The 12,300-nt window shown below is 59.9% G+C and carries 10 protein-coding genes; 5 read left to right on the forward strand and 5 right to left on the reverse strand.

Translation table 11 applies throughout. The features are described 5' to 3' along the window. Positions 1-37: 37 nt before the first annotated feature. Positions 38-2,845 carry an RHS repeat domain-containing protein gene (locus tag H8F22_RS08695; RefSeq protein ID WP_194939956.1) on the reverse strand — a complete coding sequence of 936 codons (2,808 nt, stop codon included), beginning with the start codon at positions 2,843-2,845 and terminating at the stop codon, positions 38-40. 166 nt (positions 2,846-3,011) lie between these two features. Between H8F22_RS08695 and H8F22_RS08700 the strand changes: the two genes are divergently transcribed. From H8F22_RS08700 to H8F22_RS08710, 3 genes are all read left to right on the forward strand, one after another. Continuing rightward, a complete protein-coding gene (locus H8F22_RS08700) occupies positions 3,012-3,476 on the forward strand; it encodes a hypothetical protein (RefSeq protein WP_027924604.1) in 465 nt (154 codons plus the stop codon). Between the two features lie 31 nt (positions 3,477-3,507). Next, positions 3,508-4,332: an SDR family oxidoreductase gene (locus H8F22_RS08705; protein WP_027924603.1), complete on the forward strand. Its 825-nt coding sequence runs from the start codon at positions 3,508-3,510 to the stop codon at positions 4,330-4,332. Between the two features lie 64 nt (positions 4,333-4,396). Next, positions 4,397-4,795, forward strand: coding sequence for a DUF4440 domain-containing protein (locus H8F22_RS08710; RefSeq protein WP_027924602.1), 399 nt, complete (start codon positions 4,397-4,399; stop codon positions 4,793-4,795). A 46-nt stretch (positions 4,796-4,841) separates the two neighbouring features. On the opposite strand, the gene H8F22_RS08715 is transcribed toward H8F22_RS08710, so the two are convergent. The 4 genes from H8F22_RS08715 to H8F22_RS08730 all read right to left on the reverse strand — a co-directional run bounded on the left by H8F22_RS08715 (position 4,842) and on the right by H8F22_RS08730 (position 9,763). Further along, positions 4,842-5,705: an efflux RND transporter periplasmic adaptor subunit gene (locus H8F22_RS08715; protein ID WP_194939957.1), complete on the reverse strand. Its 864-nt coding sequence runs from the start codon at positions 5,703-5,705 to the stop codon at positions 4,842-4,844. A 24-nt stretch (positions 5,706-5,729) separates the two neighbouring features. Then, positions 5,730-5,930, reverse strand: a complete 201-nt coding sequence (locus tag H8F22_RS08720) for a DUF1656 domain-containing protein (protein WP_007896379.1) — start codon at positions 5,928-5,930, stop codon at positions 5,730-5,732. Next, positions 5,920-8,112, reverse strand: coding sequence for an FUSC family protein (locus H8F22_RS08725; protein WP_027924600.1), 2,193 nt, complete (start codon positions 8,110-8,112; stop codon positions 5,920-5,922). The genes H8F22_RS08720 and H8F22_RS08725 overlap by 11 nt, the downstream gene beginning before the upstream one ends. Before the next feature lie 139 nt (positions 8,113-8,251). After that, positions 8,252-9,763 (reverse strand): efflux transporter outer membrane subunit, encoded by a 1,512-nt coding sequence (locus H8F22_RS08730; protein WP_027924599.1) that lies wholly within the window; start codon positions 9,761-9,763, stop codon positions 8,252-8,254. A 272-nt stretch (positions 9,764-10,035) separates the two neighbouring features. On the opposite strand from H8F22_RS08730, the gene H8F22_RS08735 reads away from it, so the two are divergent. Further along, a complete protein-coding gene (locus tag H8F22_RS08735) occupies positions 10,036-11,004 on the forward strand; it encodes a LysR family transcriptional regulator (protein ID WP_027924598.1) in 969 nt (322 codons plus the stop codon). Positions 11,005-11,336: 332 nt separating this feature from the next. Further along, entirely contained in the window at positions 11,337-11,714 is a 378-nt protein-coding gene (locus H8F22_RS08740) for a DUF6124 family protein (protein WP_194939958.1), read from the forward strand. Positions 11,715-12,300 lie beyond the last annotated feature (586 nt).

Consider the following 12,300-nt stretch of genomic DNA (forward strand, 5'->3'; position numbering starts at 1 on the left):
TTGGGCGGGGGCTTTTTTCTGCCGATGTCATGCCAAATCACATTTTCAATGGATTTCTATTTTGCTTTGCAAAGGTTTTCCATTTGTCTAACAACTGGCTAGGTAACGGATTCAATCTGCCTGTCTGAAAATAGCCGCTTTGTAATTCGCTCCTTGTCACATGGCCGGAATCGATCATGAATTTAGCCATGTTCCCGCCCCAATGTTGAGCCTCGCCACCTACGCTCGTTGTGAAATAACCCGTTTTGTACAACGCTCCGGGGTACATATCATTGAAGACCTGATGGGCAAAGTAGTCGGTAATGTGTTCGTCATAATTACTGTTACTGACAGACGTATCCGTCTCTTGCTGAAAACCTATATGTCCGTGCGAAGAAGCATGCAAGGCTTCGTGAACAATCGTCGAGCGAATTTTATCTCTATCAAGCTGACCATTTTCAGAATAATCCGGTGCGGTTACTCCCATATAAATTATTCCGTCTGGCGACGTCCAGGCGGCAGGATTGGCACGCAGTTCTTCCTGGTTGAACTGCATCGTTTCATTGCCAGGAACAGACCTGATTTTTTCAAAAAGTTCTTCGTGTGTTACATCCACTACTTTTATAGGGCGAACCGATACACCAAATAGTTGACTGATCGTGTTGGCCAGCTGGGCCGTGTCGACATAGTCACCTGTTTTCCATGTCGTTGAGGCCTGATTCGCTGGCATTTGCGGACGCGCCAATACAATTGGCTCAAAAAGCCTATGAGCCTGCGCGGCTTGCCCAGACCCTGATGGCCCTGGCGGCACTGGGCCGAAACCAGGCGGTGGTGGAGGTGGCAGGGCTAGTGAAGGTGGCCTTGGAGGTGCGGGGGGGGTATTCGGTTTATCAGGCTTCCGTCCATCGATATCGATCAACGTGACAGGGTTATTTCTAACCATTCGATACAGGTTCAAACCATCCACCGCACCTGCCGGATCGGGATTTAGCCAACGCTGTAGCCACGGTATGTAGTACCGAAACCCATAATAATAAAGCCTCGTCGCATCCCGCTCCTTGCCTGAATACCGAATGGTTTTGTAGTCGACTGCAACGGCATCTGTGTCGGCACACCACGCGGTCTCACCGAAGGGATAAAAAACTTCCCGGCTGATGACTTGTGCATCGTCAGCCAGTTCCACCGTGCAGGAATTCAGGTGATCGACCAGGGTGTACCGATACTGATCGTTGATGCCGGGCGGTGGATCGCTTTCCCAGTGCAACACCCGAACGGAATTAAGGCCAGCCTGTGCGGTGATGACTTCCAGCCTCTCACCGGTGCCACTGTCGGTACGCAGTTCCAGCCCTGGCAAGTAACGCACTTCGGCTATCACGGTTCTGGCATGGGTCTGCAACGAGCGAATTTTTCGTACCCGTTGGCCACCGCCATCGTAGAGGTAGGACTCAACGTCATTGCGTCCGGAATCGCGCTCCACCGGGCTGACCGACTGCAACTGATTGCGCAGGTCCCACGTCAAAAAACGCCCCTGATCCAGCTCCAGCAAATTGCCCTTGGCGTCGAATGCCGTCGTGATTTGTTCTTCCGTGGGGGGCACGCCGTTACGCCAGGGCAAACAGCGATTGCTGTACTGCGCAGCTTTCAGATCACGTCCCGGACTTTGCGAGCCGACATGTGCCAGCTTCAGCAAATTCCCGCTTTCGTCATAACGGTAGGTTTGCTCGTAGTTGCTGAGCGCCGCGGGATCGTTGCGCCCAACGGATGCCGGCCCTTGGCTGGGGGCGCGCGCCTCCCAACCCGTCGCCTTGATCAATTGATAAAGGCTGTTGTAGAAAAAACGACTGATCGGCTCAATACGCTGATTAGCGAAGTAGCGCGTCGACAAGGCCTTGTCCTCGATACTCAGCACATTGCCCATTCGGTCGTAGGTGTAGAACAGGTGTTGCAGCAAGCCGCGGTGCTCGCTGTGCGCCCGGCGCTCGATCAGGAGTCCGTCTTGCGGAGAATATTTGAGGGTCGTCTGTACGTTGTTACCCGCCACTTCGCGAGTGATCTGTCCTTGGGCGTTGTACTCAATCTCGCTGACCAGTGTTTGCCCAGAGGGCTTGCCTGCCAGTTTCAAGACACTGTGGCGCAGTCGGCCATCAAGGGTGAAACCAAACGTCTGACAGTTCTGCCTGGCATCAACCGACTCCAGCACGTTCCCGAGAGGACCGAATCGCCAGGTCGAAACAGCTCCATCGCCGGGTTCCAACAAATCATTGCGATCAGCAATCGACGCTGGCCAATCAGGGGCGACGGGGTCCAGAGCGAAGTGTTGAACGTGTCTAGAGCATTGACCGGTGATCGTAAACGCCTTAAACAACACGGTCCCGCCGGGGCCATCCTGTCGAATCAATTGCCCCAATAGGTTGTGGTCCTGGGTACCCTGACCGGGACGACCATACTCCATGCGTTCGGCACAACGTCGTGGGGCTGTGGCGACGTGTTCAAATACCGTCACCGGACGCAGCCGTTCGTCGTATTCAACCTCGCGTCGTGTGCCGCGACTGTCCCAGCCTTGCAGCACTTCATTGGCCAGGCCGAAGAAATTGATCTGCGAGCCGGCATCCACGCTCAGCGTCGATACGGCAACATCGGACAGCGAATACACCGTGACGAGATTGGCGGGTGCCAGCGGATCTTGTTCCCGTAACCCCCAAAGCCGGGGGTCCCACTGCATGATTGGGAGCCCGGCGGCATTGTGGAGCGTGCGGTTGATGCGTGCCTGAGTCGGCTCGCCTTCAACCTCGCGCCAATAATCAATGGAACGGATCGTCAGCGCTCGCGAGTCGACGACCGAAACGGTGGAGGTTTTAGAGTGCATGCCGGCGCGTCCCTGTAAGCCAGTGGTCAGCTAATCGCTTGTGACGTGGGCTGGCTACTGTCAGAAATTACAGTTGCGACCAGCGGCAACAGCGCTTGATCCACGAATGTCCATTCGCGCAGCCCTTCGGTAGGATGGAGGTCATGAGTTCAAGGAGCGTACATACATGTTCATCGGCGTCCTGCTGGTCATCACCTGGCTGATCCTGTTGCTGCGCTACCCGTCCAAGGCGTTTCCCGTGTCGGTGGCGGCCGCCGTCGGTTTGGGTCTGGTGGCCACATGGGTGATCTGGCTCGACAACCGCGAGGTCAAGCAACTCGCGCGCCTGGAGCTGCGCATCACCTACGCGCCCGAGCAGTGCCCGGCGGATCGTCCGTTACAGCTGAAAATGAACAATGGCAACGACGTGCCGCTGACCGAATTGCGCTGGCGTATCGCGGCGTATGCACCGGGTGACACGGTCAATCTGGCCGACAACCAATACGAAGCCCCGCGATATCGTGGCCCCGGCGAGCTCCAGGCCGGCGCCAACTGGGAAGACTGTTTGCCCTTGCCACCCTTGCGTCCCGGCTATCGCCCGCAAACCCTGGAGTTTCGCGCCGAGCGTTTGCAGGGTAGTTTCTCCGATTAATCCCACTTCTTATTTGCACAAGGACCGCGCCATGCCCGTTGCGTTGATTACCGGTTGCTCCAGCGGCATTGGCCGTGCCCTTGCCGACGTGTTCAAAAATGCCGGCTACGAAGTCTGGGCCAGTGCCCGCAAGGCTGAAGACGTGGCCGCGCTAACCGCCGCCGGTTTCACCGCCGTGCAACTGGACGTCAATGATGGCGCCGCGCTCGAACAGCTGAGCGAGCAGATCAATCAGCAACATGGCGGCCTCGACATCCTGATCAACAACGCCGGTTATGGCGCGATGGGGCCGCTGCTCGATGGCGGTGTACCGGCGATGCAGCGGCAGTTCGAGACCAATGTATTTGCCATCGTCGGGGTCACACGCGCGCTGTTCCCGGTGCTGCGTCGCGCCAAGGGATTGGTGGTGAACATCGGCAGTGTTTCAGGGATTCTGGTCACGCCGTTTGCTGGCGCCTATTGCGCCTCGAAAGCAGCCGTTCATGCGTTGAGCGATGCGCTGCGCATGGAACTGGCGCCGTTCGGTATTCGCGTGATGGAAGTCCAGCCGGGCGCCATCGAATCCAGCTTCGCTAAAAATGCCGGGCATGAAGCGGAACAATTGATCACCGAGCAATCGCCATGGTTTCCCCTGCGCGAAGGCATTCGTGCGCGGGCCAAGGCATCTCAGGACAAACCGACGCCGGCCCGGGAGTTTGCGCAGGGGTTGCTCAAGGCGGTGCAGCAGGGCAAGCCACCGCGTTTGATTCGATTGGGCAATGGCAGCCGGGCGTTGCCGTTGTTAGCGGGTTTGCTGCCAAAAGGGTTGCTGGAATCGGGGTTGATGAAGCGGTTCGGGTTGCGCGGGCAGCTCTGAGACCGGGCCGACCTGCTCGCGATGGCGTCCGAACAAACACAGAACATTTCAGGAATACACTTCAATGACCGACTACACCCACTACTTCGACGAAGTCATCCAGGCCCACGTCGCCATCGAGCAATGGTTGGCCGAAGAACAAGACGACTCGGAACTTGAACAACTGCTGAGCCGGTTTTCACCGCAGTTTTCCATGATCTCGCCATTGGGCCGGGTGCTGGATTTCGAGGCATTGAGCGAGCTGTTTCAACTGGCGGGCGGCAAGAAGCTCGGGTTCAGGATCGAACTCAGTGAATTGCGCGGTGTGGCGCTGTATGACGGCGGCGCGGTGGTGAGTTATCGCGAGCAACAGACCGATGCCACCGGGCTGCATTCGGATCGGCGTTCGACCGTGGTGTTTGAGAAAGACGCCGACGGCACGCTGATCTGGCGGCACTTGCATGAGACGTTTTGCAAAGGCTGACTCGGTCGCTTTTTGTGGCGAAGGGGCTTGCCCCCTCGCCACAGGGTTACTCGCCAACTGCTGAGTTAACCACCACCGTACACGTAATCCCCGCCGCCAACAGCACCCCCTCTGGCACTTCATCAATGTGAATCCGCACCGGCACTCGCTGCGCCAATCGCACCCAGTTGAACGTCGGGTTCACATCGGCAATCAGTTCGCGGCTCTCAGGGTTATCCCGGTCGTAGATGCCGCGAGAAATACTCTCCACATGCCCTTTCAGCACCTCGCCACTCATCAACTGCATGTCGGCCTTATCGCCCACGCGCACGTGCGGCAATTTGGTTTCTTCGAAGAAGCCATACACCCAGAACGAGTTCATATCGACCACGGCCATTTTCGCTTCGCCGATGCGCGCATAGTCGCCGCGATGCACGTTGAGGTTGGTCACGTACCCGTCCACCGCCGCCCGCACTTCGGTGCGTTTGAGGTTCAGCTCGGCGGCTTCGAGTTGCGCCTGCGCGTGTTGATAATCGGCCAGTGCCGAGTCGGCGATGTTGCTGGCGTCGTCACGGTTTTCCCGGGAGATCACCAGGTTGTCCATGTCCGCACGGCGGCGGGCGTTGACCTTGCGCATCTCCCACGTTGCCTTGCGTGATGCGACCAGCGACTGCGCCTGCTTGACCGCGATGCGATAGTGCTCGGGGTCGATCTGCATCAGCAGATCGCCCTTCTTCACTTGTTGGTTGTCACGCACCGGTACGTCCACCACTTCCCCGGTGACGTCGGCGGCGACGTTGATGATGTCGGCGCGCACCCGGCCATCGCGGGTCCACGGGGTGTCCATGTAATGCACCCACAAGGTCCGGCCGATCCATAGCGCGAGGGCCAGCACCAACAGGGTGGCGAGCAGGCTGAAAAGCTTTTTCATCAGGGCGTTCTCAGTGAAAGAGAGTCAACGGTAAACGGTCAGCGCCAGGGCGCCGAACAGACAGGTAAACAGGCTCAGGCGCAGCAGCGCCGGGTGCCAGAAGAAGCGGTACAGGTCGAACCCGGACAAGAACCGGTCCAGCGCCCAGGCCAGTGCGGCGGCGATGAAAAACATCAGCGTCATGGTGGGCATGTACACGCCGTGGAAGGCGATTTCACGAGGCATGTTCAAGTCCTTGCGGCGCGGTTTTCGTGTAGGCCGAGAGCGGTGATTGCGGGTCCAGCAACGAGGTGCGAATGAAGTGCAGGTAGCTCTTCACCCGACGCAAGGCGGAGGTGTCGAAGTGCGGTGCGAAAGGTTCGTCAGTGGCTTGCACACGGCTGATCGCATGGTCGACCGCGACCAGACTGCGCTCCAGATTGTTCTGGCTCGGTTGCAGAAACAGCCGCACCAGCGAACGCCCCATCACCCGGATTGCCTGGCGCCACGGCTGCGATTCGGCGTAGGCCGGATGCACCGGCAGAACCGCCTGCTCCTTGCGCAACTCGATGATCGCGTGGCCGACTTCCAGCACCACGAACATCCAGCGCAGCAAGTTGCTTTGTACCTGCGGTTGCCCCGCTGCGAGGCCATACGCCTGATGCAGCAAGTCCCGCGTGCGGCTCTCAAAACTCGACGCCAATCCCTTGAGCTTGCCGCTGATCGCGTACACCACTTGCCCTCGCAAATCCTGCTCCAACCGCCGCCACAACCAGCGACTGTTCGGTGGCAAAATAATCGCCCCGGCCGCCGCGCACACCAGCATGCCGAGCACCATGGCGATGTAGTCGTTGATGAAGGCGTAAGGGTTGTAGACCGTCAGGTTGTCCGGCACCGAACCGGTGCTGAAGAAGATCAGCAAGCCGAGACCGACACCGGCGTATTGCGGTCGCGACGTGAGGAACGAACCGAGCACGATCACCGGCGCGAGCATCACGCACAGCAACGGGAATCCGTCGATCCACGGGAAGATGAAAAACATCTCGACGAAACCGATCAGTGCGCCAAGGAACGTCCCGCAGGCCATCTGAAACGCCATGCGTTTCGGGTTCGGCGTGGCGGCTGAAAGGCCGACAGTTGCTGCCGCAATCAAGGTCATCGTCGCGCCGCTGGGCCATGCGGTCGCCACCCAATAGCTGCCGAGCACCACCAGAATGAACGCTGCCCGAATCCCCGACGCCGCCGAGGCCATCCAGTTGGTTTGCGGGGTGAACGGCTCGTCCCATTGCTCGCGCGCGTGGCTGTGATCGGCGAGTGAGGCGTGGGTCTGTGCATAACTGTGCAGGTCGTCGACGAAGCGATAGAGCAACTCGTACGCGGTGTGGAAATCCAGCAGCTCGGCGTCGCTCGGGTTGCTCTCCTGGAAAGTCGCCCGCAAGCGGCGAACCCGCGCCGGCAAACCTTCTTTATAAGCGCTCAACTCGACAACCAGGCGTGCCGCGTCCGCATCGGTCAGGGCACGACCGCTGAAACCGTCGAGCACTTCCGCGAGGTCCTGCAGACCCGGTTTGATTGCCGCAACCGCAGGCTCGGCACCGCTGCTACGCAAGCGTTCGAGCAACTGATGCAAGGCGTTGAAGCGGGTGGTGATGCCCATGAACTCGCTGTTCAAACGATTGAGCCGACCGTTGCGCCGACGCATGTGCGGGTCTTCAAACACGGTCACGCTGCGCAAGCCTTCCAGCCCAACCGCTTCAGCGATGAAACGCACGTTGCTGGCTTCGAAAGCCTCCCGTTTGCTGCGACCGCGCAAGCCATCGGTGGCGAACCGGGCAAACACGCCGAAACGCTGGTACAAGGCGTTGCGCATCGCCGCGCTGGCGGTTTGCGGCAGGATCGCGGCGCTGACCAGCGTCGAGCAGAGAATGCCGAGGGAGATTTCCAGCACCCGCCAAACGGCGGCCATGAACGCGCCGTCCGGGTGCGCCAACGCGGGTAAACCGACCATCGCGGCGGTGTAGCCGGCCAACACAAAACCGTAGGCGCGAAAGTTACGATACCGCGCCGCACCGGCCGAACAGATGCCGACCCAGATCGCCAGCGAGCCGAGGAACAGTTCGGTGTTTTGCGCGAACAAGGCAATCAGCGCCACCATCACCGCCGAGCCGGTCAAGGTGCCCAGAAAGCGGTAAAAACTCTTGGCGAACACCTGACCGCTTTGCGGCTGCATGACGATAAACACGGTGATCATCGCCGTGCGCGGTTGCGGCAATTCCAGGCGCATGGCCAGCCACAAGGTCAGGAAGGCGGCGAACAACACCTTGAAGATGTAGACCCAGGTCACGCCATCGCTGCGTGCCCAGTCGAAAAAGCCCCGGCGCCATTCAAGGGAATACAGCCAGCGCAAGGGTGCGGGCAAGGGAGTCATGAAATCCTGCTCATTGAGATTCGATTAAGTCGCAGAACCTGTGTGAGCGAGCTTGCTCGCGATGGCGCAGTGTCAGGCGACACATGCATTGACTGACACGGCCTCATCGCGAGCAAGCTCGCTCCCACAGGGTTCGTGTTCAATTCGAGAGGCTCTTAAGCAGGGCTGGGGTTTTCGGCGCTGCGGTCTGGCTATCTTTCGGCACATCATTACCCGCACCCAGCCCGCCACCCAACGCCGTCACCAGTTCCGCATGAGCACTCAACCGCGCCGCCTGCACCTGCTGCTGAACTTGCTGCTGCTTGAACAACAACGTCTGCGCGTTAAGCACATTGAGGTAGTCGGTCAACCCGCGTTGATAGGCGATCATCGCGATGTCATAGGTCTTCTGCGCGGTGGCCACGGACTCGGCGGCGAAAGTCTGTTGCTTGTCCATCGACTCGCGGCGGATCAACTGATCGGAGATGCTTTTCAGCGCGTTGACCAGCGTCTGGTTGTACTTGGCCACCGCGATGTCATACCCCGCCGACGCTTCGCCCAACTCGGAGCGCAAACGCCCGCCGTCGAAAATCGGCAACGAGATCGCCGGGCCGACGCTGTAGTTGAGTTTCTTGCCGGTCAAAAACTCCAGCGCCCCACCGCCCGTGGCCATGTAGCCGAGGCTGCCAACCAGATCGACGTTGGGGTAAAAACCGGCGTGGGCGACATCGATACCGCGAGCCTGCGCCGCCACTTGCCAGCGACTGGCAACCACGTCCGGGCGTTGGCCGAGCAATTGCGCGGGCAACGACGACGGCAATTTCAGCGCGGCGCCCAACGACAGCGTTGGCCGCTGCAATTGCGCGCCTTCGCCCGGCCCCTTGCCTGCCAGGGCCGCAAGCTGGTTGCGGCTGAGGGCGATTTCTTCGTCCAGCGCATCAATCTGGCGATGGGTTTCCGGCAACGGCGTTTGTGCCTGACTGACTTCAAAGTGCGTGCCGATGCCTCCGTTCAGACGCTTCTGTGCGAGGTCGAGAATCTGCTGTTGCTGCTGCAGCGTCGCCTCGATGATGTCGCGCTGGGCGTAATGCAACGACAGCTCGATGTAGGCGCGCACGATGTTGTTCTGCAATTCGAGCTGCGCCAGACGCGCTTCGGCGGCGCTCATGTGCGCCATGTCCACGGCGCGCTCGGTGGCATTGCTTTCGCGGCCCCAGAGGTCGAGCGCATAGCTGAAGCCCAGCGCGGCGTTGTTGTCCCAGGTGGTCGTGTTGGCCAGCTCGCCCGGCCCGTAAAACTGATCGGTGGGCCAGTTGTGGCGCTTGAGGGTGGATTCGCCGTTGATCTGCAACGACTCGGCTGACTCGGCGATGCCGGCCATGGATTTGGCCTGGCGCACCCGCGCCGCCGCCATGGCCATGCTCGGGCTGCCTTGCACGGCGAGGTCGATCCAGCGGTTCAGTTGTGGGTCACCATAGGCCCGCCACCACTGAGCGGTGGGCCAGTGCGCGTCCTGCGCAGCGTGTTGAATAGCTTCGTCGGTGGCCAGTGAATCAGCCTCCAGTGCCTTGCCCTGCGGGGCAATACCTCCGGTACCGATGCAGCCGCTGATTGCCAGGGTTAAAGCCAAAACACTGAGCGTCTGAAGCGCTCTGCTGATGCGACGCGGCACTGCTGCGATTTCCTGAAATAGGGGAGGTACGAAATCCTGTGGGAGCCGGGCTTGCCCGCGATGGCAGCACCGCGGTGGGTCTGGATGACCGCGGTGCTGCCATCGCGGGCAAGCCCGGCTCCTGCAGTGGCGCAATTCTAGGGGTGGGTCTGGTTGGCGATAAGCTGGGATTCTTGTGAATCTTTGTTACCGTTCACGCGATAATCCCTTGGTCGGGGTCTCAGACCTTGAAACCTTGTGTCACAATTTGCCATCTCCCTTGAGAGCACCCCATGGACACTTTGCAAAACATGCGCGCCTTCAGTTACGTGGCCGAGGCCGGCAGCTTCACCGCTGCCGCCGTGCAACTGGACACCACCACCGCCAACGTCTCGCGCGCGGTCTCCAACCTGGAAGCCCACCTGCAAACCCGCCTGCTCAACCGCACCACCCGCCGCATCGCGTTGACCGAGGCCGGCAAGCGCTACCTGTTGCGCTGCGAGCAGATCCTCGCCTACGTAGAAGAAGCCGAAGCCGAGGCCAGCGACGCCCATGCGCGGCCGGCCGGGCAACTCAAGGTGCACACCATGACCGGCATCGGTCAGCACTTCGTGATCGACGCCATCGCCCGTTATCGCAAGACGCACCCGGACGTGACCTTCGACCTGACCATGGCCAACCGCGTGCCGGACTTGCTCGACGAGGGCTACGACGTGTCCATCGTCCTCGCCAGCGAACTGCCGGATTCCGGCTTCGTGTCCCAGCGGCTGGGTATCACCTACAGCATCGTCTGCGCCTCGCCGGCGTACGTGAAAGCCAACGGTTGCGCGCAAAAGCCCAGCGATCTGCTGAACCACATGTGCCTGCGCCTGGTGAGCCCGGTGATCCCGCTGGAGAAATGGGCCTTCGACGGCCCCGATGGCCAGGAGACCGTGACCATCAACAGCTCACCGTTCCTGGTCAACTCGGCGGACGCCATGAAAACCGCGATCACCAGCGGCATGGGCGTTGGCGTGCTGCCGGTGTATGCGGCGATTGAAGGGCTGCGCAACGGCACGTTGGTGCGGGTGATGCCGAACTACCGCTCGCAGGAACTGAACCTGTATGCGATCTACCCTTCACGGCAATATCTCGACGCGAAGATCAAGACCTGGGTCGAGTACTTGCGCGGCTCGTTGCCGGAGATTCTGGCGGCGCATCAGGCGGAGCTGGCGGCGTATGAATTGAGCGGGAGTCTGGGCGGGGCTCGGCTGGCGAACTGATCTCACGGTCCTACAGACGCGCTGATTTTGAGGAAGGATTCCGACGCGTTCTGTCGGTTGTTGGGTCAGACGGGAAATGGGTAGGCTTTGGGTGTCGCTGCCAAATCAGCGATCAGGTCTGGAAAACCTGACAACCCTCCATCACACCTCATGGCATACTGCGGCGCTTTTTTTGCACGCAGTTCTTTGTTATGGCGGCTGTGCGCGGGAGACCTTCAGGTCTGCCGGGTGTGATGGTGGTCCGGTTTTTCCAGTCCGCGCACAGTTGCCACCCTTTCGCCTGGAAATCGAAAGATGGCAGCTCCATTTCATCGCCATTGAGTAACTTCCATATGATTAAAGAAACTCCGAATCCCCCGGAAACCGACGACGTTTCCCCCTACGATTCCGTCGATTCCAAAAAATTCCACGACGCCGCCGAACGCGCGTTGAATCACTACCTCAACCCCGCAGCCCTGAAATCACCGCCCACCCGCAAACCCAGCACCATGTTCCTACTCGCACCGGACCTCAAAGACGAAGATCTGCTGGCCCACACCTGTGAAACCCTGGCCCAGGCCAGCGTCATGGCCGGCGATTTTGCCACCTACCTGGAAGGCCCGCACCGCAACACCGCCATGGCCATCCAGCAGATCGTCATGCTCGCCGAACTGGCCGCGAACCGGATGATGGACAACCTCGAACTGCCCAAACCCGCGCCACATCGCTAATCCCCCAGTAAACGCCAATCCCTGTGGGAGCGAGCCTGCTCGCGAATGCGATTTAACATTCAACATCAATGTTGTCTGGCATACCGCTTTCGCGAGCAGGCTCGCTCCCACAGTTGGGTTGTGTACACCTGATGGAGATTGGTCGGCTGTCAGGCCGCCATCGCTGGCAAGCCAGGCTCCTACATACATCGGTGTACACCCGCCGCTTCTCACCACTCATCAGGCCGAGCGTTAGCTCGCCTGAAAGCTTTTGATCTGGCTTTTGATTCACCCGCCCCCTCGGGAGGCTGAGTGGAGGTGTGCATCCGGGGAGTGGCGCGCAGCGCCGTTCGACACAGTCGAACACGCTGCATGTAGGTCGTAGCGAAGCCAACCTGCGGGCAGTGTCCCCGGATGGATACCGGAGCGAAGGAACGCCGAGCCTAAGCGAGGGGCCGGACGCTCGGGGCGAGCCTTTTTGGGTACTTTTTTGGCGTTCGGTACGTGTCAAGGTACCTGTCGCCTTGGTACTTCCGCTGCTAACCCATTGCGCCGTTAACTTCAGGGCGTTCTGGGTTCAAATACACCGCATCTGCCAGCTTCCAGT

The organism is Pseudomonas mucoides, from assembly GCF_015461845.1.
Lineage (GTDB): Bacteria > Pseudomonadota > Gammaproteobacteria > Pseudomonadales > Pseudomonadaceae > Aquipseudomonas > Aquipseudomonas mucoides.